Annotated in this window: 19 protein-coding genes and 1 riboswitch; of the genes, 11 read left to right on the top strand and 8 right to left on the bottom strand. The window is 71.5% G+C overall.

Features of this window, described 5'->3' with window-relative positions:
* Positions 1 to 81: 81 nt before the first annotated feature.
* Positions 82 to 2226: a catalase gene (locus ACWPOB_RS24825; RefSeq protein WP_455402449.1), complete on the bottom strand. Its 2145-nt coding sequence runs from the start codon at positions 2224 to 2226 to the stop codon at positions 82 to 84.
* A gap of 436 nt (positions 2227 to 2662) precedes the next feature.
* Positions 2663 to 3130 carry a pyridoxamine 5'-phosphate oxidase family protein gene (locus tag ACWPOB_RS24830; protein ID WP_100058647.1) on the bottom strand — a complete coding sequence of 156 codons (468 nt, stop codon included), beginning with the start codon at positions 3128 to 3130 and terminating at the stop codon, positions 2663 to 2665.
* A 63-nt stretch (positions 3131 to 3193) separates the two neighbouring features.
* On the opposite strand from ACWPOB_RS24830, the gene ACWPOB_RS24835 reads away from it, so the two are divergent.
* On the top strand, positions 3194 to 4144 hold the full coding sequence (locus tag ACWPOB_RS24835; protein ID WP_455402450.1) for a helix-turn-helix transcriptional regulator: 951 nt from the start codon (positions 3194 to 3196) through the stop codon (positions 4142 to 4144).
* 68 nt (positions 4145 to 4212) lie between these two features.
* Here the strand turns inward: ACWPOB_RS24835 and ACWPOB_RS24840 are convergent, their stop codons facing one another.
* Positions 4213 to 4863 (bottom strand): hypothetical protein, encoded by a 651-nt coding sequence (locus tag ACWPOB_RS24840; protein WP_029545383.1) that lies wholly within the window; start codon positions 4861 to 4863, stop codon positions 4213 to 4215.
* Between the two features lie 264 nt (positions 4864 to 5127).
* On the opposite strand from ACWPOB_RS24840, the gene ACWPOB_RS24845 reads away from it, so the two are divergent.
* Positions 5128 to 6417: an adenylosuccinate synthase gene (locus ACWPOB_RS24845; protein ID WP_100058674.1), complete on the top strand. Its 1290-nt coding sequence runs from the start codon at positions 5128 to 5130 to the stop codon at positions 6415 to 6417.
* 19 nt (positions 6418 to 6436) lie between these two features.
* Here the strand turns inward: ACWPOB_RS24845 and ACWPOB_RS24850 are convergent, their stop codons facing one another.
* Positions 6437 to 6976 (bottom strand): methylated-DNA--[protein]-cysteine S-methyltransferase, encoded by a 540-nt coding sequence (locus ACWPOB_RS24850; protein ID WP_100058673.1) that lies wholly within the window; start codon positions 6974 to 6976, stop codon positions 6437 to 6439.
* A 66-nt stretch (positions 6977 to 7042) separates the two neighbouring features.
* On the opposite strand from ACWPOB_RS24850, the gene yczR reads away from it, so the two are divergent.
* Together yczR and ACWPOB_RS24860 are read left to right on the top strand one after the other, a co-directional pair.
* Positions 7043 to 8506 (top strand): MocR-like transcription factor YczR, encoded by a 1464-nt coding sequence (yczR, locus tag ACWPOB_RS24855; RefSeq protein ID WP_455402451.1) that lies wholly within the window; start codon positions 7043 to 7045, stop codon positions 8504 to 8506.
* 124 nt (positions 8507 to 8630) lie between these two features.
* Entirely contained in the window at positions 8631 to 12110 is a 3480-nt protein-coding gene (locus ACWPOB_RS24860; protein WP_455402452.1) for a protein kinase domain-containing protein, read from the top strand.
* A gap of 70 nt (positions 12111 to 12180) precedes the next feature.
* Here ACWPOB_RS24860 and ACWPOB_RS24865 read toward each other — a convergent pair whose 3' ends face one another.
* Together ACWPOB_RS24865 and ACWPOB_RS24870 are read right to left on the bottom strand one after the other, a co-directional pair.
* Entirely contained in the window at positions 12181 to 13278 is a 1098-nt protein-coding gene (locus ACWPOB_RS24865) for a CaiB/BaiF CoA transferase family protein (protein WP_029545380.1), read from the bottom strand.
* Positions 13279 to 13370: 92 nt separating this feature from the next.
* Positions 13371 to 13751 (bottom strand): nuclear transport factor 2 family protein, encoded by a 381-nt coding sequence (locus ACWPOB_RS24870; RefSeq protein WP_006945477.1) that lies wholly within the window; start codon positions 13749 to 13751, stop codon positions 13371 to 13373.
* A gap of 86 nt (positions 13752 to 13837) precedes the next feature.
* Here ACWPOB_RS24870 and ACWPOB_RS24875 point away from each other — a divergent pair, with 86 nt between their 5' ends.
* Complete coding sequence (locus ACWPOB_RS24875; RefSeq protein WP_100058756.1) at positions 13838 to 14218, top strand: VOC family protein; 381 nt, start codon at positions 13838 to 13840, stop codon at positions 14216 to 14218.
* Positions 14219 to 14306: 88 nt separating this feature from the next.
* Here ACWPOB_RS24875 and ACWPOB_RS24880 read toward each other — a convergent pair whose 3' ends face one another.
* The gene (locus tag ACWPOB_RS24880; RefSeq protein WP_455402453.1) at positions 14307 to 16958 is read right to left on the bottom strand and encodes a vitamin B12-dependent ribonucleotide reductase; all 2652 of its coding nucleotides are present in this window, start codon (positions 16956 to 16958) and stop codon (positions 14307 to 14309) included.
* Positions 16959 to 17001: 43 nt separating this feature from the next.
* On the opposite strand from ACWPOB_RS24880, the gene purT reads away from it, so the two are divergent.
* Positions 17002 to 18207: a formate-dependent phosphoribosylglycinamide formyltransferase gene (purT, locus tag ACWPOB_RS24885; RefSeq protein WP_455402454.1), complete on the top strand. Its 1206-nt coding sequence runs from the start codon at positions 17002 to 17004 to the stop codon at positions 18205 to 18207.
* On the top strand, positions 18204 to 18686 hold the full coding sequence (locus ACWPOB_RS24890; protein ID WP_100057316.1) for a DUF456 domain-containing protein: 483 nt from the start codon (positions 18204 to 18206) through the stop codon (positions 18684 to 18686). The genes purT and ACWPOB_RS24890 overlap by 4 nt, the downstream gene beginning before the upstream one ends.
* 98 nt (positions 18687 to 18784) lie before the next feature.
* Here ACWPOB_RS24890 and ACWPOB_RS24895 read toward each other — a convergent pair whose 3' ends face one another.
* The gene (locus ACWPOB_RS24895) at positions 18785 to 20170 is read right to left on the bottom strand and encodes an FAD-dependent oxidoreductase (protein ID WP_100057315.1); all 1386 of its coding nucleotides are present in this window, start codon (positions 20168 to 20170) and stop codon (positions 18785 to 18787) included.
* A 293-nt stretch (positions 20171 to 20463) separates the two neighbouring features.
* On the opposite strand from ACWPOB_RS24895, the gene ACWPOB_RS24900 reads away from it, so the two are divergent.
* From ACWPOB_RS24900 to ACWPOB_RS24915, 4 genes are all read left to right on the top strand, one after another.
* Positions 20464 to 20892: an Rv0361 family membrane protein gene (locus ACWPOB_RS24900; RefSeq protein WP_100057314.1), complete on the top strand. Its 429-nt coding sequence runs from the start codon at positions 20464 to 20466 to the stop codon at positions 20890 to 20892.
* Between the two features lie 62 nt (positions 20893 to 20954).
* Positions 20955 to 21365: a rhodanese-like domain-containing protein gene (locus ACWPOB_RS24905; protein WP_455402455.1), complete on the top strand. Its 411-nt coding sequence runs from the start codon at positions 20955 to 20957 to the stop codon at positions 21363 to 21365.
* On the top strand, positions 21362 to 22585 hold the full coding sequence (locus tag ACWPOB_RS24910) for an O-succinylhomoserine sulfhydrylase (protein WP_455402456.1): 1224 nt from the start codon (positions 21362 to 21364) through the stop codon (positions 22583 to 22585). The genes ACWPOB_RS24905 and ACWPOB_RS24910 overlap by 4 nt, the downstream gene beginning before the upstream one ends.
* 216 nt (positions 22586 to 22801) lie before the next feature.
* Positions 22802 to 23752: a DUF808 domain-containing protein gene (locus ACWPOB_RS24915; protein WP_455402457.1), complete on the top strand. Its 951-nt coding sequence runs from the start codon at positions 22802 to 22804 to the stop codon at positions 23750 to 23752.
* Between the two features lie 88 nt (positions 23753 to 23840).
* Positions 23841 to 23983, top strand: a riboswitch (cobalamin riboswitch).
* The last annotated feature ends 13 nt before the right edge of the window (positions 23984 to 23996 follow it).

Consider the following 23996-nt stretch of genomic DNA (forward strand, 5'->3'; position numbering starts at 1 on the left):
GTGACCGAATGTCACACGCGTTCAATCCAATCGAAGCGGTGTGACATTCGGCCACCACCCCAGGCGGGGGACGCGCGGGGGTCAGGCCTGGGCCCGCTCCCACACGCGGTGGGCGCCGAGCAGGTCGACGATCCCGGTGACCACCGCTTCCGGATCGTCGGCGGTGACCACACCCGGGGCCTCGGGGTGGACGGCCGCGTGCTCGAGCGCCTCGGTGCCGGCGCCCCACGTGCCGATCGCCTTGCAGTGCCGGAACGTCTCGTCGACCAGGACGCGCACGCGCGGATCGGCCGGGGCGCTCGCGAGCAGCAGCGCGTCGTACTCGACGGACCGGGCCGTGGCGAAGGTCCGCGAGATCGGCACCTCCTTGCGGCCGCCGTCGAGCTTGCCGCCGTGCGGGCCGATCACCAGCGGCACGGCCTTCGCGGCGGCCACCGCGGCGACGGCCTTGGCGACCTCGGCGACGTCGGCGCTGTCGTCCGCGACGATGCCGATCATCCGGCCCTCGATCGGCCAGGTCGCACCGACCTGGGACAGCGCCTCGCTGCGCAGCGGCTCACCGGCGAGGGCCACCGTCGGCTCCGGTGCCGGCAGCCCCAGGCCGGCCGCGACGGTGGCGCACAGTCCGGCATCGATGTTCGCGAGCACGCGCAGGGCCCGCTCCTTGATCGCCTGCTCGAAGCACTTGCCGAGCTCGAACGTGTAGGCGTCGGCCACGTGCTGCTTCTCGACCTCGGACAGGCTGGTGTAGAACAGTCGCGCCTGCGAGAAATGGTCGTCGTACGAACTCGGCTGTGCGCGTTCCTTGACCCCGGCGGCGAGGGGTGCCGGCACGTCGATGAACGCGGCCTCCCCGGCGCCGGCCAGGAACGGGCAGCCCGCCCCGAGCGAGTTGGGCCGGTACGGGGCCGCCCCGGGGTGGATACCGGTCTGGTGCATGCCGTCGCGCAGCATGTCGTTGACGGGCGCATGCGGCCGGTTGATGGGCAGCTGACCGAAGTTGGGCCCGCCGAGCCGGCTGATCTGGGTGTCGAGGTAGGAGAACAGCCGGCCCTGCAGCAGCGGGTCGTCGGTGACGTCGATACCCGGCACGAGGTGCCCGGGGTGGAAGGCCACCTGTTCGGTCTCGGCGAAGAAGTTGGTCGGGTTGGCGTTGAGCTGCATCGTCCCGATCACCTGCACCGGCGCGAGCTCCTCGGGGACGATCTTGGTGGGATCGAGCAGGTCGATGCCCTCGAACGTCTGCTCCGGGGTGTCGGGGAAGACCTGCACGCCCAGATCCCACTCCGGGTAGGCCCCGGCCTCGATCGCGTCGGCGAGGTCGCGGCGGTGGAAGTCCGGGTCGATGCCGCCGAGCAGCTGCGCCTCCTCCCACACCAGCGAGTGCACCCCCAGGCGCGGCTTCCAGTGGAACTTCACCAGCGACGTCTCACCGTCGGCGTCGACCATCCGGAAGGTGTGGACGCCGAAGCCCTCCATCATCCGGTAGGAGCGGGGGATGCCGCGGTCGGACATGTTCCACAGGGTGTGGGCGGTGGCCTCGGTGTGGAGCGAGACGAAGTCCCAGAACGTGTCGTGTGCGCTCTGCGCCTGCGGGATCTCCCGGTCCGGGTGCGGCTTGGCCGCGTGGACGACGTCGGGGAACTTGATCGCGTCCTGGATGAAGAACACCGGGATGTTGTTCCCCACCAGGTCGAACGTGCCCTCCTCGGTGTAGAACTTCGTCGCGAAGCCGCGCGTGTCGCGGACGGTGTCGGCGGAGCCGCGCGAGCCGAGCACGGTCGAGAAGCGGACGAACACGGGCGTCTCGGCGCCCTTCTGCAGGAACCCGGCACGGGTGATCTTCGAGGCGGCGCCGTTGGCCTGGAAGACCCCGTGGGCCGCGGCGCCGCGGGCGTGCACCGCCCGCTCGGGGATGCGCTCGTGGTCGAAGTGGGTGATCTTCTCGCGGAAGTGGTGGTCCTGCAGCAGGGTGGGGCCGCGACGACCGGCCTTGAGGGAGTGGTCGGTGTCCGTCAGCCGCGCGCCCTGCGCGGTGGTGAGGTATCGGCCCTGAGGCCCGCGCGCGCCGTCGGGCAGGTCTGCGGGTGTGCCGGTGGCAGTGACCGGGATGGGTTCACGCTGGTCGGGCTTGGCCGGTGGCGGGTCCGTGGGGGTGGTGGGTTCCTCGACCGGGACCTCGAAACCGGCGGGCGAGCCGGGAACCGGCGGATTCTTCTCGAACACTGCGATGCTCCGTTCGGTCGAGACGGGTGACGTTCACGTCTCGGCCGAGTTGCCGCGCACGCCCGTTTCCAAACATCGGCCGGGGCGCGTCAGATCTCGGCGTGCGTCGGGATGGCGACCCACCCCGTCCGTGACAACGTCTGCGGCCGGCCACGCGCTGTGGCCGGCCGCAGACGGGCGGGTACCCGTTCGGCGGGGATCCACACCCCGCCCGACGGGGCGACGAGAACGGATGCCCGGCGGGCGGACGTATTCGGGGCCGGAGGTTTCGACCGCGCGTCAGTGGGCACAACGGTTCAGGGCCGTCTCGTAGTCCGGATGCGGGCCGGCCAAGGTGCCCCGGGTTGAACTCGACAGCCCGGGGCGCCGAACTCCCTCGGCGTGCCGGGCCGACCGGCGAGCCACTCGCGGCGGGTCGAACGGCAACTCCGGGCGGTCAGCGGGTGAAGCGCTCGACCGCGGCACCGGGCCGCCACAGGTCCACGTACAGGTGCTCCCCGTCCACCGACGTGAGCACCGCCTCGGCCAGGCCGAGTTCGAACACGTGCATCGGTCCCGGCGGCACCTCCTCCGGGTAGGCGGCGAGCACGGCTGCCTTCTCCTCGTCGTGCAACTCCCGGGCCCGGCCGGCGACCTTCGCGTCGCCCCCTGCCATCGAGTGGTGCCCGGGATTCGAATGCAGGGCGTAGCGCGGATCGCGCTGCAGATCGCGCGCTTTCCTCGCGCCCGGCATCGAGCCGAGCACCAGCCGGCCGCCGACGATCTCGACCTCCGTCCCGCTGACGCGGGGCGACCCGTCCCGTCGCACCGTCGCCAGGACGTGATGCTTGTGTGCCTGCAGTCGTGCGGCGATCGCCTTCGCCAGATCCGGTGCCTGCTCGGAGAACTCGTCCCAGGTAGTCATGGATCCAGCATGCACTCGTATCACTGACATCCGATGTCAGTGATTTCCGCGTAGGCTGCGGGCATGCGATCGGCACGTCTGCTCGCGATGATGCTTCGGCTCCAGGGCAGTGCGGGCCTGACCGCGCGGCAACTCGCGGACGACCTCGGCGTGTCGGTGCGCACCGTGTACCGCGACGTCGGTGCCCTGTCCGCCGCGGGGGTCCCGGTGTGGACCGAGAGCGGGCCGGGTGGGGGCATCCGCCTGCTCGACGGGTGGCAGTCCCGGCTGAGCGGGCTCACCAGCGACGAGAGCGCCGCGCTGATGCTGCTGGGGGTGCCCACCCTCGCCGCCGACCTCGGGGTGGAGCTCGAGGCGGCACGCGGCAAGCTGCTCGGGTCCATGCCGGTCACCCTGCGCAGCGCCGCCCAGGCCTGGCGCGACCGGGTACACGTCGACGTCCCCGGCTGGTTCGCCGCACCGGGCGACAACACGCACCTGCCGGCGGTCGCGGCCGCCGTGTTCGACGAGCGTCGCCTGCACATCCGCTACCGGCGCGGCGCCCGGACCGTGGCCCGCACCCTCGACCCGCTCGGGCTCGTCGCCAAGGCCGGGGTCTGGTACCTCGTCGCCGCCCACACCGGTCACGTCCGCACCTACCGCGTCGGGCGCATCGCGTCCGCCACCGTGCTCGACGCTCCCGCGCACCGCCCCGGCGGATTCGACCTGCCCGCCTACTGGGCGGCGTCCGCGGCGGAGTTCGACCGGGCCCTGCGCACGTTCGCGTGCACGGTCCGCCTCAGCCCGGCCGCGTGGCGGCGCCTGCCGCGCGTGGTGGGCGCCGACGCCGCCGACGTCGAGCCGGGCCCGCCGGACGCGGACGGGCGGGTTCGGGTGGACCTGCTGCTCGAGGCCGAGGAGGTGGCGCTCGACCAGCTCCTCGCCCTCGGCGGCGGGGTCGAGGTCGTGGCCCCGCGGTCGTTGCGGGCCGCCCTCCGCGTCGCCGGCGAGACGCTGGCCCGGTGCAATTCGTGACGTCGGATCGACGACGACAAGCGTTCTGCGCGTACGGCTCTCGTGGTGCAGCGGCGTGAGCGGAAGGCTCAGCGCACCAGCTTCCACTTGTGCTCGTGCCGGTAGAACGTGGACCGCTTCACCGCCCGGGGGTTGGCCACCCCGTCGCGGGTGAGCAGGGCGCCGGGCGAGCCGAGCTGGACGGCGCGTCCGGTCACCCAGCGGTAGCCGCCGAACCAGCGCGGCCGGTCGATCGCGGCCCGCAGTCCCGGCATGTCGGGGATCGGCTCGATCCGCACGCCCGGGGCGACCCCGCTGAACAGGCGGGTGTCGTCCACGTACGCCTCGCCGACGAGTTCGCCGACCTCGCCCTCGACGAGGGCGCGCCCGACGAGGGCGATGCCGGCGTCGTCGCGGATGAGCGGCACCGGCCGGGCGACGCCCTGCAGGGCGACGGTCGCGGCCTTGGACCCGAACCGCAGTCCGTAGGCCTCGGCGGCCGGGGTGCGCCGCTCGGGCACGTAGGCCAGTTCGATGCCGAGCCGCTCCGTGCGCATCATCCGGGTCAGCGCCGCGGCGAAGGCGGCATCCCCGCCCACCACCACGAGCCGGGGATCCTCGACCGACTCGAGATGCGCGAACACATCCTCGAAGTCGTCCTTGCCGGGAAGCACGGGGGCGGTCAACGTGGTCAGGGACGTCAATGTCAACGGCAGCGGGGCGTCACCGCACTTGAGCACAACGGGGGTCAAGAGCACTCCTCTCGCGGCCGACGATGCTCCGTTCACTCTAGTCACGACGGGCCCCGCCGCCGGGCGCCCGAACGTGGCACGGTGAGTCGGGCGGATTCTCGGTCCCCGTCACAGACGGGACGGCGGCCGGCGGACGCCGGAGGCAGCGCCGCGGGCGTGGTCCGCTAGACTGTCCCCCCGGCTTCTGTTCTGTGACGGCAGAACCCTGCAGGCGGAGGGCGCCCGCACGTCGACACCCTAGGAGACAGCGAAATGCCGGCAATCGTCCTGATCGGCGCCCAGTGGGGCGACGAGGGCAAGGGCAAGGCCACCGATCTGCTCGGTGGCCGGGTGCAGTGGGTGGTGCGCTACCAGGGGGGCAACAACGCCGGCCATACCGTCGTCCTCCCCAACGGGGAGAATTTCGCGCTGCACCTGATCCCTTCCGGCATCCTCACTCCCGGCGTCACCAACGTGATCGGCAACGGCGTGGTCGTGGACCCGGGCGTGCTGCTCGACGAGCTGGCCGGTCTCGAGAACCGCGGGGTCGACACCACGAACCTGCTGCTCAGCGCCGACGCGCACCTGATCATGCCGTACCACGTGGCCATCGACAAGGTCACCGAACGCTTCCTCGGCGCCAAGAAGATCGGCACCACCGGCCGCGGCATCGGCCCGTGCTACCAGGACAAGATCGCCCGCGTGGGCGTCCGCGTCGCCGACGTCCTCGACGAGAAGATCCTCACGCACAAGGTCGAGGCCGCCCTGGAGTTCAAGAACCAGGTGCTGTCGAAGATCTACAACCGCAAGGCCCTCGACCCGCAGCAGGTCGTCGACGAGGTGCTCGGCCAGGCGGAGGGCTTCAAGCATCGCATCGCCGACACCCGGCTGCGCCTGAACCAGGCCCTCGAGGCCGGCGAGACGGTGCTGCTCGAGGGCTCGCAGGGCACGCTGCTCGACGTGGACCACGGCACCTACCCGTACGTGACGTCGTCGAACCCCACGGCCGGCGGCGCGTCGGTCGGGTCGGGCATCGGCCCCAACCGGATCGGCACGGTGCTCGGCATTCTCAAGGCCTACACCACCCGCGTCGGTTCGGGCCCGTTCCCGACCGAACTGTTCGACGAGCACGGCGCCTACCTGGCCAAGACCGGCGGCGAGGTCGGCGTCACCACCGGCCGGGCCCGGCGCTGCGGTTGGTTCGACGCCGTGATCGCCCGCTATGCGACCCGCGTCAACGGCATCACCGACTACTTCCTCACCAAGCTCGACGTGCTGTCGAGCCTCGAGACCGTGCCGATCTGCGTCGGCTACGAGGTGGACGGGGTCCGCGTCGACGAAATGCCGATGACGCAGACCGACATCCACCACGCCACGCCGATCTACGAGGAGATGCCCGGCTGGTGGGAGGACATCTCCGACGCCCGCACCTTCGAGGACCTGCCGAAGAACGCACAGAACTACGTGCTGCGGCTCGAGGAGCTTTCGGGCGCGCGCATGTCGTGCATCGGCGTCGGCCCGGGCCGCGACCAGACGATCGTGCGGCGCGACATCCTGGGCTGAAACCCGCTGCGGCTGCCCGTCAGAACAGGGTCGGATCGTCGAAGCCGGGGGCGTGCTCGAGCGCGAGCAGCTCCCGCTTCGTGACGGTGCTTCCGGGTGCGGAGAAGCCGCCGATGCCGCCGCCCGCGGCGAGGATCCGGTGGCACGGCACGACCAGCGGAACGGGGTTGCGTCCCAAGGCCTGTCCGACGGCCTGCGCACCGGACGGCCGGCCGATCCGGGTGGCCACCTCGCCGTAGGTCGCCACCGTCCCGGGGCCGACCGTGCGTGCGAACTCGTAGACCGCGGTGTCGAATTCGGACACGTTCTGATAGTCGACCGGAACCCAGCGCAGGTCGTCCGGGGCGCCGGCGAGATGCGCGGCGACGGCCTCGATCACGGGCTGCACCGCGGCCGGGGCCGGGCGCTCGACCGCGCCCGGGAACCGGTCGAGCAGTTCGTCGCGCGTCGGCTCGGGTGCGGTCTCGGGCAGTTGCAGGCCGACGATGCCGGCTGCGGACCACACGAGCCCGCACGTGCCGACGGCGGTGTCGAAGAGGGTGTAGCCGAGGGTGGTCACGTCGTCAGTATGGACTGGCCCGGGGACAGGCGACCACTTCACCGACTGGACTGCGATACTGGACTGGTGATAACGCGTGCGATCGGAGCCGGCTCCCTGGCCCGCGACCTCGGCAACTGGCAGGACACCGCCGATCGGCGGCCCGCGTACCGGGCCCTCGCGGACGGAATCCGCCTGCTGGTGCACGACGGTCGCGTCCCGCTGGGGGTCGCGCTGCCCAGCGAACGCGAGCTCGCCGCCGCGCTGGCCCTGAGCCGCACCACCATCACCTCCGCGTACACGGCGCTGCGCGAGGCCGGCTACCTGCGCAGCCGGCAGGGCGCGCGCAGCACCGTCGCGCTGCCGTCGGGCCGGACCGCCGCCCCGGCGCGGACGGGCGGCCCCGGACCTGCCCGGGCGCCCGAGACCGTGGACCTGAGCTACGCGTCCATGCCCGCGCCCGCCGCCGAGATCGAGTCCGCCTACGCGGCCGCGTTGCGCTCGGTGCCGGCCTACCTCGACTCGCACGGCATGGAGCCGATCGGCGTGGCCCCGCTGCGCGAGGTCATCGCGCGGCGCTACCGGGACCGTGGCCTGCCCACGGACGCGGACCAGATCATGGTCACCTCCGGCGCGCAGCACGCGCTGCGCCTGCTGCTCGGCGTGCTCACCGACGCCGGCGACCGCGTGATCGTCGACCATCCCACGTATCCCAATGCGCTCGAGGCGATCCGGCGGCACGGGGCGCGGCCGGTCGTGGTGCCGGTGCGGCCCGAGGGCGGCGCCGACGCCGGCTGGGACCTCGAGGGCCTGCGCAGCGCCGCGCGGCAGACGGCGGCGCGAATGGCGTTCCTGATCCCGGACTTCCACAGCCCCACCGGGCTGTGCATGGGCGCGCAGGGCCGGGCCGAACTCGTCCGGATCGCCCAGGAGACCCGCATGACGCTCGTCGTGGACGAGACGATGGTGGACCTGTGGCTGGACACCCCACCGCCCCCCGCCGTCGCCTCGTACGGCGCGGACCGGTCCGTCGTGACGGTGGGATCCACCGGAAAGTCCCTGTGGGGCGGGCTCCGGGTGGGCTGGATCCGTGCCGACCGGTCCCTGATCACGCGGCTCGTGGGGGCACGCTCCGCCGTCGACCTCGGCACGCCGGTGATGGAGCAGCTCGCCGCGGCGCACCTGCTCGGCGACGTCGAGGACCTGCTCGAGCGGCGGCGCGGACAGCTGCGCCGCCGGCGGGCGACGATGCTCGACGCGCTCGGCGAACACCTGCCCGACTGGCAGTACACGGTCGGACCGGGCGGGATGTCGCTGTGGGTGCGGATGCCTACGCCGGTGTCGACGGCCCTCGCGGCGACCGCCCCGAATCACGGCGTGGTCCTCGCCGCCGGACCGCGGTTCGGTGTGGAGGGCGCGTTCGAGCGATTCCTCCGGCTGCCGTACGCGCGGGAGGTCGACGAGGTGCGCCGGGCGGTGGCGTCCGTGGCGTCGGCGTACGACGCGCTCGCCCGCGGCCGGGACCTCGCCGAACCACACCTCGTGGTCTGATTCGGGGGTGGCCGGACGGGGCCCGGGAACCGGTCCGCGGCGTTATGCTCGGGGGGTACGCACGGGCGGTCACGCCGTTGTGGCCGTCCGCGAGCCGCCACTTCGGACGGATGCGAGAGCGACTGTGGCCGAAAAGGATCCGTACGCGACGCAGCGCGACATCGGGTTCGACCTCGCTGCCGAACTCGCCGCCGCCGGATTCGACGACGCGCGGGAGATCGGGCGCGGCGGATTCGGTGTCGTCTACCGCTGCTACGAGACCGCGCTCGACCGCCCGGTCGCGGTGAAGGTCCTCACCTCCCACATGGACACCGACAACCTCGAGCGTTTCCTGCGCGAGCAGCGGGCCATGGGACGGCTGTCCGGGCATCCGAACATCGTCAACGTCCTGCAGGTCGGCACCACCGAATCCGGGCGCCCGTACCTCGTGATGCAGTACCACCCGCGCGACTCGCTCGACGCGCAGCTGCGCCGCTCCGGGCCCCTCCCGTGGGCCGAGGTGGTGCGGATCGGCATCAAGCTGGCCGGCGCCCTCGAGACCGGCCACCGCGTCGGCATCCTGCACCGCGACGTCAAGCCGGCCAACATCCTGCTCACCGAGTTCGGCGAGCCGCAGCTGACGGACTTCGGGATCGCCCGCATCAGCGGGGGCTTCGAGACGGTGACGGGTGAGGTGACCGGGTCGCCGGCGTTCACGGCCCCGGAGGTGCTCAGCGGCCGCGTGCCCACCCCCGCATCGGACGTCTACAGCCTCGGCGCCACGCTGTTCTGCGCGCTGACCGGGCACGCGGCATTCGAACGGCGCAGCGGCGAGCGGGTCGTGACGCAGTTCGTGCGGGTGACCACCCAGCCCGTTCCGGACCTGCGCGAGCAGGGCGTCCCGGACGGATTGTCCTCGGCGATCGAGCGTTCCATGTCGGTGGACCCGCAGGCCCGGCCCGCGACCGCCGCCGAGCTCGGGGAGCTGCTGCGCGAGGTGCAGGCCGACGAGGGTCTGCCGGTGGACGAGCTGCCGGTAGCCGGGGAACTCGAGCCGGGCTCGGAGCCTGGTCACCCTCCGTCGCCGTCCGTGGCGGAGCGCCGGAGCACCTACCGGTCCGGCGTGCGCGCCACCACCCCGCCGGTGCCGGCGACCCGGTTCCGGCCGCCGTCGACCCCACGCCGGCTCGTGCCGCGACGGCGCCTGCTCGCCGTCCTCGACACGGAGCAGCGCCGGAAACTGACCGTCATCCACTCGCCGCCGGGATTCGGCAAGACCATGCTGGCCCTGCAGTGGCGCTACATGCTCACCGAGAGGAACGTGCCCGTCGCCTGGCTCAACGTTGACCACGACGACAACAACGTGGTGTGGTTCCTTGCCCACCTCGTCGAGTCGATCCGACAGGTGCGGCCCTCGCTGGCCCGCGAGCTCGGCCAGGTGCTCGACGAACACGGCGACGAGGCCGAACGTTACGTGCTCACCTCGCTCATCGACGAGATCCACAGCGCCGGTGAACGACTCGTCGTCATCATCGACGACTGGCATCGGGTCGACGACCCCGCGACGATCGCCGCGATGGCCTTCCTGCTCGACAACGGCTGCCACCACATGCAGCTCGTGGTGGTCGGCCGGACCCGCGCGGGACTGCCGACGAGCCGGATGCGGGTGCGCGACGAGCTCGTCGAAATAGACTACGAGGCATTGCGATTCGACGAGTCCGAGGCGCGGACCTTCCTCGTCGACCTCGCCGGCCTGGACCTCGACGACGACGAGGTCGCCGACCTGACCGCCGCCACCGACGGGTGGGCGGCCGCGTTGCAGCTCGCGGCGGTGTCGCTGCGCGGACGCGACGACCCCGGGGAACTGATCTCCCACCTGTCCGGCCGGCACCGGGCGATCGGCGACTTCCTCGCCGAGAACGTGCTCGAGTCGCTGCCCCCGGACGACGTCGAGTTCCTGCTCACCACCGCGGTGACCGAACGCATCTGCGGCAGCCTCGCCACCGCGCTCACCGGGCACGAACGTGGTCAGGCCCTGCTCGAGGACCTCGAGGACCGGGACCTGTTCCTGCACCGGATCGACGAGGACGGCCGCTGGTTCGGATATCAGCCGTTGTTCGCCGAGTTCCTCCGGCAGCGGCTCGAACGTGAGCACCCCGAGCGCGTCCCGGCCCTGCACCGGACCGCGTCCGAGTGGTACGAGGGCCATGCGATGGTCGGCGAGGCGGTCGACCACGCCCTCGCCGCGGGCGACGAGGACCGCGCCGTCGACCTCGTCGAGAAGAACGGGCGCCGGATGATCGAGCACGGGCACGCCACCACGCTGCTCGGGCTCGTCGCCAAGCTGCCGCGCCGCGCCGTGGCGGGCCGGATCCGCCTGCAGCTGTCGATCGCCTGGGGGAACATCCTGCTGCACCGCTCGGCGCCGGCGCTGCACGCGCTGGACGTGGTCGAGGCGGCGGTCGCGGCCGACGGTGTGAACGCCGAGGAGGCGGCCGACATCGCCGTCGAGGTGGAGGTCGTGCGCAGCATCGTCGCCCTGCGCTGCGACCGCCTGGAGCGCGCCGACGATCTCGTCGAGCACTGCCTGGCCCGCGCCGCCACGCTGCCGCCGCTGGTGATCTCGTCCGGGCTCAACGTCGCCACGTTCGCCGCGGTCTACCGGGCCGACTACGACGAGGTGGTTCGGCTGCAGCAGGTGGCGCAGCCGTACCACGAACTCAACGAGGGCCCCTACAACACCATGCACGCCCGCGCCCTGCTGGGGCTGGCCGCGATCGAACAGCTCGACGTCGCCGGGGCCGAGGAGCATTTCCGCGCGGGACTGCGCGCGGCGCGGCGCGGCAGCGGCCGGCACTCGTCGGCCGCGGTGCTGGCCGGGTCGATCCTCGGTGAGCTGCTCTACGAGCGGGGCGAGCTCGACGAGGCCGAGCGGCTGCTCGACGACGGCTTCGCCCTCGGCTCGGAGGGCGGGGTCGTGGATTTCAAGATCTCGCGGTACGTCGTCGGTGCCCGGCTCAAGGCCGTGCGCGGCGACCGCGAGGCGGTGGTGTCGCGACTGGCGGACGGCGCCCGCGCGGCCGCCGCCATGAACCTGGAGCGGCTCGCGGCGGCCGTCGAGAACGAACGCGTCCGGCTCGGTCTCGGGCCGCTGCCGGCGGCGCCGCGGCAGCAGCCGGTCGCCTACGGGACGCGGCCGCGCCCCGACCACGGCACGGCGGCGTGGACCGCGCAGCTCGAGGAGGCCACGGCCATCCGGGGGCTGCTCGCCGACCCCACGCCGGAGAACACCGAGCTGGCGTGCCGGTGGGCCGGCGAGTGGGTGCAACTGCTGCGCGGCAGCCGCCGGGAGCGCAGGCTGCTGCGCGCGGAGCGGCTCGAGGTGGCCTGCCTGGCCGCGGCCGGGCACGACGAGGAAGCGGCGACCCTGCTGGCCTCCGTCGCCGCGCGGTGCGAACAGGCGGGTCTGCTCCGGTTCCTGCCCGACGGCGGCCCGCTCGTGCTCGACGTCGCGCGCCGGCTCGCGGACGAGCTCACCGCGGGCAGGGGCCGCGCCGGTCGCCCGGACGTGTCCCCGGCGTTCCTGCAGGAAGCGGTCGACACGGGCGCCGTGCACCTCCTGTAGGCGCCTCCGGCGCCGGTGTGTCCTTTGGGTCGCCAGGGCAACCCAAAGGACACACCGGCAGCTCCGCTGCCTAGCGCCAGACGGAGTCGACGTCGGTGGCCTCGCCGGCCGGCGGGGCCGGCGGGCCCGCCGGGGTACGGGAGAACCGGGGCGCGGGGGCGTGCTGGGTGACGCCGTCGAGCTCGATCAGTGAGCCGCGGGCCGCGATGTGCGGGTTGGCCGGGGCCTCGCCGAACGTGAGCACGGGGGAGACGCACGCGTCGGTGCCGTCGAAGATCGCGGCCCACTCGTCGCGGGTCTTGGACAGGAACTTCTCGGTGAACAGCTTCTTCATCTGCGGCCACGCCGAGGTGTCGAGCTGCTGCGGCAGCTCGGCCGGATCGAGCTCGAGGCCCTGCAGCAGCAGCGCGTAGAACTGCGGCTCGATGGACCCGACGGCCATGTACCTGCCGTCGGCGGTCTCGTACACGTCGTAGAACGGCGCGCCGGTGTCGAGGAGGTTCACACCGCGCTCGTCCGACCACACGCCGCGGCCGCGGAACGCCCACATCATGTGCGAGAGCGCCAGCGCGCCGTCGACCATGGCGGCGTCGACGACCTGCCCCTTGCCGGAGCTCTGGCGCTCGACGAGGGCGGAGAGGATGCCGAAGATCAGGAACATCGAGCCGCCGCCGAAGTCGCCGACCATGTTCAGCGGCGGCACCGGCCGCTCACCCTTGCGCCCGATGGCGTGCAGCACGCCCGTCAGCGAGATGTAGTTGATGTCGTGGCCGGCGGCGTGGGCGAGCGGGCCCTCCTGGCCCCAGCCGGTCATCCGCCCGTAGACCAGGCGCGGGTTGCGGGCCAGCGCGACGTCCGGGCCGAGGCCCATGCGCTCGGTCACGCCCGGACGGAAGCCCTCGATGAGGACGTCGGCGCGCTCGATCAGCCCGAGGACCTTCTCGACCTGCTCGGGATCCTTCAGGTTGGCCTCGACGACGCGGCGGCCGCGCTGGATCTGGTCGCGGTGACCGGCGGGCGGGATCAGGCCCGGCCGCTGCACGCACACAACGTCGGCGCCGAGGTCGGCGAGCAGGGTGGCGGCGTGCGGGCCGGGGCCGAGTCCCGCGAACTCGACGACGCGGATACCCGCGAGCGGACCCTTCTTCTCAACAGCTTCAGCGGACACTCGTCGAACCTCACTCGGGGTGCGTTGGGATCATTCCACGAGGAGGCTACCTTAGCGATCGCTAGAATGTGCCGGGGGTCACGGCACGTCGCCTATCCCTCGTAGAGATCCCCCTCGTTCAGGCGGGTGGCCTCGAACGCCTCCTCGAGGGTGTCGTGCCGGTACACCGAGACGACATGGTCGCCCACCACCCGGAATGCGATCGCCTCACTGCGCGGGTGCTCCGGATCGGCCGCCCACGTGGCGGTCTCCTCGACCACGACGATCCCCTCGTGCACGAACATCCGGCCGGGCCGGAACGTCACGCCCGCCGTCGTCGCCCACTCCCGCAGTTCGTCGAGGCCCTGGTCCTCGTCGTCGTCCCCGGTGGGGAGCACGATGTCGTCGCTCGACAACGCCAGCAGGGTCTCGATGTCGTTGGAATTGACAGCGTCGTGCCAGGCCAGGACGGTCGCGATCTCGGAGGTGCTCATACGAGCAGATGCTAGTACCCCGGACCCGCCACGCACGGGTTGCCGCAACCTTGCCTGGCCGCGGGGTGAGGCGCACAGTGGTTCCCATGACGATCCGCGGTCAGCTCGTGAGCTTCCTGCCCAGTACCGATCTCGACATCTCGGAGATGTTCTACGTCGACACCCTCGGCTTCGAGAAGCTGTCCCGGGACCACTTCACGCTGATTCTCGACGCGGGCGGCGGCTCGCCCGTGCGGGTGACACTGGTGCAGTCCCGCGCCGATACCGGTTACACCGCGCTGGGGTGGCGGGTACCGAACCTGAACGAGACCGTCGGCGCGCTGCGCGCCAAGGGCGTCGAATTCATCCGGTACAACGGCATGGCCCAGGACGAACACGACGCGTGGACGTCGCCCGAGGGCATGCGGGTCGCGTGGTTCCGCGACCCCCACGGAAATGTGCTGTCGCTGATGGAGGCCACCGGCTAGGGCCGACGTGGCCGCGAGGGGGCGGTTCTCGTCGACGCCACCCGCGCGATGCCGCGACAACGTCCCCCTCGGCGCAACCGCGACCTCGTCAGCTGCACCCGCTGGTGCTGCCGCACGACGGACAGGCGTGGCAGGAACCCGAGCGCTGCATCTGCACCCCGCACTGCATGCAGTACGGCGCGTCGCTGCGTCGCGCACGGCCCTGCCGGGTGTCGGCCACCGCGTCGTCGAGGACGGGCGCGCTGCGCTCGGCACCGGTGCGGATGCCGAGTTCGGCCCGCTCGTCCGCGTCGAGGTACTCCACCGCCAGGCGCCGGAAGATGTAGTCCAGGATCGACGTCGCGATCCGAAGGTCCGGATCGTCGGTGATGCCCGCCGGCTCGAACCGCGTGCTGGTGAACGCGTTGACGAACGTGCGCAACGGAACCCCGTACTGCAGGCCGTAACTGACCGCCATCGAGAACGCGTCCATGATTCCGGCCAGGGTCGAGCCCTGCTTGGCCACCCGCAGGAACATCTCGCCCGGACGGCCGTCGTCGTACTGGCCGACGGTGACGAAGCCCTTGCAGTCCGCGACGCGGAACTCGAAGGTGCGTGATCGGCGCAGCCGGGGCAGCCGTTCCCGCCGCGGCGCCGGGGCCGCCGCGGCCGTCGCCGCGGCCGGGGCCGCCGTGGCCGACAACGGTTGTCCCAGTTTGCAGTTGTCGCGGTACACCGCGATCGCCTTGAGGCCGAGCCGCCACGCGTCGAGAAACAGTGCCTCGATGTCCGCCGCCGTCGCCGACTCCGGCAGGTTGACCGTCTTCGAGATCGCGCCGGACAGGAACGGCTGCACCGCGGCCATCATCAGGACGTGGCCGCGCGGCTCGATCACGTTGTCTCCCATCGACGTCGCGAACACCGGCAGATGCTCGGGCCGCAACTGCGGCGCGCCGACGACGGTGCGGTGCGTGTCGATGTGGGTGATCAGCTCGGCCACCTTGTCCGGGGGATAACCGAGCCGCGACAATGCCCGCGGCACCGTGCGATTGACGATGGACAGCGTCCCGCCGCCCACCAGCTTCTTCGTCTTCACCAGCGCCAGATCGGGTTCGATGCCGGTGGTGTCGCAGTCCATGGCCAGGCCGATCGTGCCGGTCGGCGCGAGGACCGTCACCTGGCTGTTGCGTACCCCGTGTTCGGCGGCGAGGGCGCACGCGGTGTCCCAGTCCTCCCGCGCCGCGGCGAGAACGTCGGCGGGCGCGGCCTGTTCGTCGATGTCGTCGACGGCACCGCGATGACGGGCCAGCACCGCGAGGGTGTGCTCCCGGTTCTCGGCGAATCCGTCGAACGGCCCGAGCCGGCGCGCGAGCCGTGCCGACACCGCGTACGCGTGCCCGGTCATCAGCGCGGTGAGCGCCGCGGCGTACGCCCGTCCGGCGTCGCTGTCGTACGGCAGCCCCAGGGCCATCAACAAGGCCCCGAGATTGGCGTAGCCGAGACCGAGTTGCCGGAACCGGCGCGAGGTCCGCGCGATGCGGTCGGTGGGATAGTCGGCGCGGCCGACGAGGATCTCCTGGCCGGTGAGCACGACCGCGACGGCGTGCCGGAACCCGGCGACGTCGAACGTGCCGTCGTCGCGCAGGAACGTCAGCAGGTTCAGGCTCGCCAGGTTGCACGCCGAGTCGTCCAGATGCATGTACTCCGAACACGGATTCGAACCGTTGATCCGGCCCGTCGCGGCCGCGGTGTGCCAGCGGTTGATGGTGGTGTCGAACTGCAGCCCCGGATCGGCGCACTCCCACGCGGCGGCCGCGATGCGGCGCAGCAGGTCGCGGGCCGGCACCGTGCGCACCGTCGCCCCGGTGGTCACCGCGCGCAGCGGCCACTCGGCGCCGTCGGCGACGGCCTGCATGAACTCGTCGGTCACCCGCACCGAGTTGTTGGCGTTCTGGTACTGCACCGAATGGATGTCGCGACCGTCGAGTCCCATGTCGAAGCCGGCCGCGGCCAGCACCCGCGCCTTGCGTTCCTCGATCGCCTTGCAGTCGACGAACTCCTCGATATCGGGATGGTCGACGTCGAGGATCACCATCTTCGCGGCCCGGCGCGTCTTGCCGCCGGACTTGATGGTGCCCGCCGACGCGTCCGCGCCGCGCATGAAACTCACCGGACCCGACGCGGTACCCCCGCCCGCCAGCGGTTCGGTCGACGACCGAATGCGCGACAGGTTCACGCCCGCCCCGGACCCGCCCTTGAAGATCACCGCTTCCTGGCGGTACCACTCGAGGATCGAGTCGATGCTGTCCTCGACCGACAGGATGAAGCACGCGCTGGCCTGCTGCGGGGTGTCGGGCACCCCGATGTTGAACCACACGGGGCTGTTGAACGACGCCCGCTGCGTGAGGATCAGGTACGTCAGCTCGGCGGCGAAGGCCTCCGGGTCGTCGAGGTGACCGTCGGCCGCGCCCCACGCGGTGATCGTGTCCACGATGCGGGCGACGACGTCGCGCAGCGAGCGTTCCCGCGCCTCGGTGCCGAGGGTGCCGCGGAAGTACTTCTGCGTGACGATGTCGGTGGCGATCTGCGACCAGGCGGCGGGAAACTCGACGTCGCGCTGCTCGAACACGACCGCGCCGGTGCCGTGGTGGACGATGCGGGCGTCGCGCCGCTGCCAGTCCACCTCGTCGGCCGGGTCGACGCCGGCCGTGGTGAAGAACCGTCCGGTGTCCGACTCGAGGTTCGGCTCTGCGACGTCCATCGCGTCCTCCAGGTGCGACCTGCGGGGCACATATAGTCCCCTCATGGTCTCACCCCGAATCGGCACCCCGCTCACTCCCGGCGCCCTGCGCGTCATGCTGCTCGGCGCCGGTGAGCTCGGCAAGGAGGTGGTCGTCGCGCTGCAACGGCTCGGTGTCGAGGTGATCGCGGTGGACCGGTACCCGAACGCGCCCGGGCACCAGGTGGCGCACCGCGCGCACACCGTCGACATGAGCGACCCGCAGGCCCTGCTCGCGCTCGTCGAGGCCGAACGACCCCACCTGGTCGTGCCCGAGATCGAGGCGATCGCCACCGACGCGCTCGCGATCGTCGAGGAACGCGGTCTCGCCGAGGTGATCCCGACCGCGCGCGCCACCCGGCTGACCATGAACCGGGAGGGCATCCGCCGCCTCGCCGCCGAGGAACTCGGGTTGCCCACCTCCCCGTACCGCTTCGCCGAATCCCTCGACGAGGTCCGCGCCGCCGCGACCGAGGTCGGCTTCCCGTGCGTGATCAAGCCGGTGATGTCCTCGTCCGGCAAGGGCCAGTCCACGGTCCGCACCCCCGACGAGATCGCCGCCGCCTGGGACTACGCGCTCGCCGGCGGGCGCGTCGACCTCGGCCGGGTCATCGTCGAGGGCTTCGTCGACTTCGAGTACGAGATCACCCAGCTCACCGTCCGCGCCGTCGGGCCGTCCGGGGAGGTCGAGACGTTCTTCTGCGAACCGATCGGGCACCTGCAGCGCGCCGGCGACTACGTCGAGTCCTGGCAGCCCCAGCCGATGAGCGAGCGGGCCCTGGCCCGGTCCCGGGAGATCGCGGCGACGGTGACCGGCGCGCTCGGCGGCCGCGGCGTCTTCGGCGTCGAACTGTTCGTCGCGGGCGACGACGTGTTCTTCTCCGAGGTGAGCCCCCGCCCGCACGACACCGGCCTGGTGACCCTGCGCTCGCAGCGCTACTCCGAATTCGAGCTGCACGCCCGCGCGATCCTGGGCCTGCCCGTCGACACCGCGCTCCTCGCGCCCGGGGCGTCGGCGGTGATCTACGGCGGCATCGACGCCGCCGGCATCGCGTTCGAGGGCGTCGCCGACGCGCTGTCGGTGCCCGAAACGGACCTGCGGCTGTTCGGCAAGCCCGAGTCGTTCGTCCGTCGTCGCATGGGGGTGGCGGTGTCCACCGGCCCGGACGTCGAGACCGCGCGGGCCCGCGCGGTCGAGGCGGCGTCGCGCGTGCGGCCGGTGGCGCCGTGACCGCCGGCGCGGAGGTCCTCGTCGGGCTCGCGATCCTCGTCGGCCTCGTCGGCATCGTCGTGCCGATCCTGCCGGGCACCCTGCTGATCTTCGGGGCGATCGCGGCGTGGGCCGTCCTCACCGGTGGCACCGTCGCGTGGACGGTCTTCGCCGTCGCGACGACGGCCCTGCTGGTCACCGGCATCGTGAAGTACACGTGGCCGGGAGGGCGGATGCGCCGCGCCGGGGTGCCGACCCGCTCGATCGTCGCCGGTGGCCTGCTCGGCATCGTCGGCTTCTTCGTCGTCCCGGTGATCGGTCTGCTGCTCGGCTTCCTGCTCGGCACGTACCTGTCCGAGGTGCAGCGGCACCGCACCCACCGCGACGCCTGGCTCTCGACCGTGCACGCGACCAAGGCGGTGGCGCTGTCGATCCTCGTCGAGCTGCTCGGCGGTCTCGTCGCCGCCGGCGTGTGGCTCGGCGCGGTGCTGCTCACCTGAACGTCGCAGCCTCCGGATACGGCTGTGGCCGAATGTCACATCGTGTCGATCCAAGTGAATCGATGTGACATTCGGCCACGGCGGGGGAGCGGGTGGCGTCAGGCCTTGTGCGGCTCCGAGGCGCGGAACATGTCCTCGCGCTCGACGACCTTGACGCGCTCGCGGCCCTCGGCCTCGCCGAGGCTGCGCTCGTGCGCGTCGAGGCGGTACCAGCCCTGCCAGGTGGTGTAGGGCAGCTGCTTGTCCTCGAGGAAGGCGACGATCGCGTCCTCGGACGGGTCCTCGGGGGTGCCCAGCAGCCCCTGCGCCCGGTCGGCGAGCAGGTTCGCGACGGTCTCGTTCGCATCGCCCTTGGTGTGGCCGATCAGGCCGACGGGGCCGCGCTTGATCCAGCCGGTGACGTAGGTCGCCTGCAGGTAGCGGGCGGTGCCCTCGGCGGCGTCGTCCGCGACGACGCGTCCGGCCTCGTTGGGCACGGTGCCGGCCTGCTCGTCGAACGGCAGCTTGGCGATGTTCTGCGACAGGTAGCCCACGGCCCGGTACACGGCCTGGACCTCCCAGTCACGGAACTTGCCGGTGCCGCGGACGTTGCCGGTGCCGTCGAGCTCGGTGCGCTCGGTGCGCAGGCCCACGACCTTGCCGTCCTCGCCGAGGATCTCGGACGGGGACTCGAAGAAGTGCAGGAACAGCTTGTGCGGGCGGTCGCCGACGTCGCGGATGGCCCAGTCCTGCAGGGTGTTGGCCACCATGTCGACCTGCTTGGAATTGCGGCGCGCCGCCTCCGAGCCCTCGTCGTAGTCGATGTCCTCGGGATCGACGATGACCTCGATGGTGGGCGAGTGGTCGAGCTCACGCAGCTCGAGCGGGGTGAACTTGGCCTGGGCGGGACCGCGGCGGCCGAACACGTGCACCTCGACGGCCTTGTTGTTCTTCAGGCCCTCGTAGACGTTGGCGGGGATCTCCGTCGGCAGCAGCTCGTCGCCGGTCTTGGCCAGCACCCGGGCGATGTCGAGGGCGACGTTGCCGACGCCGAGCACGGCGACCTTCTCGGCCTCGAGCGGCCAGTTGCGGGGCACGTCCGGGTGGCCGTCGTACCAGGAGACGAAGTCGGCGGCGCCGTAGCTGCCGTCGAGGTCGATGCCGGGGATGTTCAGGGCGCGGTCGGCGTTGGCGCCGGTGGAGAAGATCACCGCGTCGTAGAAGCGGCGCAGGTCGTCGAGGGTGATGTCGGTGCCGTAGTCGAGGTTGCCGAGCAGCCGGACCTGGGGCTTGTCGAGCACCTTGTGCAGCGCGGTGATGATGCCCTTGATGCGCGGATGGTCCGGGGCCACGCCGTAGCGGATGAGACCGAACGGGGCGGGCATCCGCTCGAACAGGTCGATGCTGACCTCGGTGTCGGACTTCATGAGCGCATCGGCGGCGTAGATACCGGCGGGGCCGGCACCGACGATCGCGACGCGAAGGGGACGAGTCTGATCGGTCATCAGGGGTCAACTACCTCTTCGGTGTGCGGACGGACGTGGTTCAGCTTAATTGAGGAAGGGAGCCGGCAGGGGTGGCTGCCATGGGCACGCGGGAGCGGCAGAAACTGCGCGACGAACCGGGCGTGACGAGAAATCGCTTCAGCGACAACACATGTGGGCGCTCACTCGACACAGGTCGACGGCGAGACGTCGAACGAGGTGCGTAGAGGCCATGGGCAATTCCTACCTCAAGAGGGTTTATTGGGGCAAATGCGCCCGCGGGGGGCCGTGCCCGCGCGGCCTAGGATCGCCCCATGGCAGCCGAACGCGCACCCGAACCCGACCCGGACGAAACGGACCGCAGCAGCGCGACGCCGTTCCTCGCGGCGCTCGCGATCATCGTGGTGCTCGTCGTCGGGGTGTTCGTCGCCCAGCTGGTGTCACCGTCGGACAGCAGCACCTCCGGGACCGAGCTCGTCGTGCGAACGGTCGACGACTACGTCCGCGCGCACAACGCCGGCGACGCCCCCGCGCAGGACCGCTTGCGCTGCGAGGGGCTCCCTGCCGACCGGGCCCCGCTGGCCGGCGTCGACGGCGAGGTGCAGCTCGAGGGCGTCGAGAACGTCGAAACGGACGGCGACCGGGGAACCGCCGACGTGCGCGCCCGGTTCGACGGGAACGAGCAGACCGCCACGTGGCAGTTCGTCCGGATCGACGACGTCTGGCGGGTCTGCACCTTCTGATCGGGGACCGGCGCCACCCGCCCGCCTGGTCGGCTCGCCGTGAACTGTGAAAAGCTGGTGCGGTGAGCTACGCAGGTGATATAACGCCGCAGCAAGCGTGGGAGCTGCTGCGCGAGAACCCGGACGCCGTGCTCGTCGATGTGCGTACCGACGCCGAATGGAAATACGTGGGGGTCCCCGAGACCTCCCCCATCGGGCGCCGCACCGTCTTCGTCGAGTGGGTGCGCTACCCGGACGGCACCCGCAACGGGGGGTTCGTCGAGCAGCTGAAGGACGCCGGCGTGACCGGCGGGCCGATCGTGTTCCTGTGTCGCTCGGGGCAGCGTTCCATCGCGGCCGCGGAAGCGGCCACCGCGGCGGGCCTGGCCCCGTCGTACAACATCGTCGAAGGATTCGAAGGCGGCCTCGATGTCGAGAGGCATCGCGGAGCCGAGGGCTGGCGGGCCGCGGGCCTGCCGTGGAGGCAGTCGTGAGCGCAATTCCCAGGGGCGGCGCCTTCGAGCGGCCGCTGCCGGCATCGGTGCGTCCCGCCACGCTCGGCGTGCGCGGCGGCACCATGCGGTCCGGATTCGAGGAGACCTCCGAGGCGATCTACCTCAATTCCGGTTTCGTCTACGAATCGGCCGAGGCCGCGGAGCGGGCGTTCACGGGCGAGGTGGACCACTTCGTCTACTCCCGGTACGGCAACCCGACCGTGAAGATGTTCGAGGAGCGGTTGCGGCTGCTCGAGGGCGCCGAGGGCTGCTACGCGACGGCCTCCGGCATGTCGGCGGTGTTCACCTCCCTCGCCGCGCTGCTCGGCAAGGGCGATCGCCTGGTCGCGGCCCGGAGCCTGTTCGGCTCCTGCTTCGTGGTGTGCAACGAGATCCTGCCCCGCTGGGGCGTCGAGACGGTGTTCGTCGACGGCGAGGACCTCGACCAGTGGGAACAGGCGCTGTCCGTGCCCACGACCGCGGTCTTCTTCGAGACGCCGTCGAACCCGATGCAGACCCTCGTCGACGTGCGCCGGGTCTCCGAGATGGCCCACGCCGCCGGTGCCAAGGTGGTGCTCGACAACGTCTTCGCCACGCCGCTGCTGCAGCGCAGCCTGGAGCTCGGCGCCGACATCGTCGTGTACTCGGGCACCAAGCACATCGACGGCCAGGGCCGCGTGCTCGGCGGGGCGATCCTCGGCCCGCAGGACTACATCGACGGCCCGGTGCAGCAGCTCATCCGGCACACCGGCCCGGCGCTGAGCCCGTTCAACGCCCACACCCTGCTCAAGGGCCTCGAGACGATGCCGCTGCGGATCCGGCACTCGGTGGAGTCGGCCGGGCGGATCGCCCGTTTCCTCCAGGACCACGCCGCGATCAAGTGGGTCAAGTACCCGTTCCTCGAGTCGCACCCGCAATACGACCTGGCGCGGTCCCAGATGAGCGGCGGCGGCACGGTCGTGACCTTCGAACTGGACGCCCCGGAGGGCGAGGGCAAGAAGCGCGCGTTCGAACTGCTCGACGGGCTGCGCATCGTCGACATCTCCAACAACCTCGGCGACGCCAAGTCGCTGATCACCCATCCCGCGACGACGACGCACCGGGCGATGGGACCGGAGGGCCGGGCCGCGATCGGCCTGTCCGACGGTGTGGTCCGGTTGTCGGTGGGGCTCGAGGATCCGGAGGACCTGCTCGAGGACTTCGAGCAGGCGCTGAAGTAGCCCGCGGCCACGTCGGAGGCGGCGGCCACGTCGAGGCCGTGCCGGCATCGCGGACTCTGATGCGCCCCCTGGGGCCGCCGAGTCGCTGACACCGGCCGTACCGGACACCGAAGGAGAGCCGGCTCGGTGGTCGGGTGTGCTTCGGTAACGTACGTGTCGACCCGCAACTGCGTGTCGTTCGATCGGCTCTGCACAGCCGAACTGTGGGAGGTTCCCGTGGCTGGTGGTCTCGTCGCCCTGTTGGACGACGTCGCGGCGCTGACGAAGGCGGCCGCGGCGTCCATCGACGATATCGGCGCCGCGGCCGGCAAGGCCGGCGTCAAGGCGGCCGGTGTCGTCGTCGACGACACCGCCGTCACCCCGCGCTATGTGCACGGGTTCACCCCCGATCGTGAACTGCCGATCATCCGCAAGATCGCGACCGGGTCGATCCGCAACAAGCTCCTGATCATCCTGCCGGTGGCGATGCTCCTGAGCCAGTTCCTGCCCCAGGCGCTGCCCTACCTGTTGATCGCCGGTGGTCTGTTCCTGTGCTACGAGGGGGCCGAGAAGGTCTACGAAGCGCTCACCGGCGGTCATCACGACAAGGACGCGACCGCGGAGCAGAGCGGGCCGGAGTTCGAGAAGTCGATGGTCAGCGGCGCGATCCGCACCGACCTCATCCTGTCGGCCGAGATCATGGTGATCTCGCTGGCGTCGGTCGAGGACGAGCCGTTCCTCACCCGGCTGCTGGTGCTCATCGTCGTCGCGATCCTCATCACCGCCCTGGTGTACGGCGCGGTCGCGCTGATCGTGAAGATGGACGACGTGGGCCTGTCGCTCGCCCGACGCCGATCGTCGTTCAGTCGACGATTCGGGCGGGGGCTCGTGGCCGCGATGCCGAAGGTGATGACGGTGCTCACCGTGGTCGGGATCGCCGCGATGCTGTGGGTCGGTGGCCACATCCTGCTCGTCAACGTCGGCGAGGCAGGATTCCATTGGCCGGCCGATCGCCTCCACGATCTCGAACACTGGTTCGGCGAGCTCGTGCACGGCGGCTTCGGCGGTGTGCTGTCCTGGACTGCCGGGACCGTGGTGTCCGCACTCGTCGGGCTCGTCGTGGGTGCGATCATCGTCCTGATCGCGCACCTGATTCCGAAACGGAAGAAGCGCGGCTCGGCGCACTGACGGTGTCGACGTCCTCCGATGGGGTCACCTGGTGGGGAACCGGTCGAAGACGGCGTCGGGCCGCCGTCCCCGGACCCGGCGTCCTGCGATACGCTGCGGTGACCCCGCTTGCCGGCGGGGTGCCGCAGCGTATCGGTGAAGTCCGGTGTAATCCGGCACTGTCCCGCAACTGTGAGGCCGGCAGCGCGCTGCCGGACGAGTCAGGTCGGCCGGCGCGGCGGTCACGTACTGGTCCTCGGACGAA

It is taken from the genome of Rhodococcus sp. 2H158, from assembly GCF_053764755.1.

Excerpts from the sequence above, each read along its gene's own strand:
- ACWPOB_RS24830 (WP_100058647.1), bottom strand. The coding sequence starts at position 3,130 with ATGACTACCTGGGACGAGTTCTCCGAGCAGGCACCGGATCTGGCGAAG.
- ACWPOB_RS24835 (WP_455402450.1), top strand. The coding sequence starts at position 3,194 with ATGCGATCGGCACGTCTGCTCGCGATGATGCTTCGGCTCCAGGGCAGT.
- ACWPOB_RS24845 (WP_100058674.1), top strand. The coding sequence starts at position 5,128 with ATGCCGGCAATCGTCCTGATCGGCGCCCAGTGGGGCGACGAGGGCAAG.
- ACWPOB_RS24870 (WP_006945477.1), bottom strand. The coding sequence starts at position 13,751 with ATGAGCACCTCCGAGATCGCGACCGTCCTGGCCTGGCACGACGCTGTC.
- ACWPOB_RS24875 (WP_100058756.1), top strand. The coding sequence starts at position 13,838 with ATGACGATCCGCGGTCAGCTCGTGAGCTTCCTGCCCAGTACCGATCTC.
- ACWPOB_RS24880 (WP_455402453.1), bottom strand. The coding sequence starts at position 16,958 with ATGGACGTCGCAGAGCCGAACCTCGAGTCGGACACCGGACGGTTCTTC.
- purT (WP_455402454.1), top strand. The coding sequence starts at position 17,002 with ATGGTCTCACCCCGAATCGGCACCCCGCTCACTCCCGGCGCCCTGCGC.
- ACWPOB_RS24895 (WP_100057315.1), bottom strand. The coding sequence starts at position 20,170 with ATGACCGATCAGACTCGTCCCCTTCGCGTCGCGATCGTCGGTGCCGGC.
- ACWPOB_RS24900 (WP_100057314.1), top strand. The coding sequence starts at position 20,464 with ATGGCAGCCGAACGCGCACCCGAACCCGACCCGGACGAAACGGACCGC.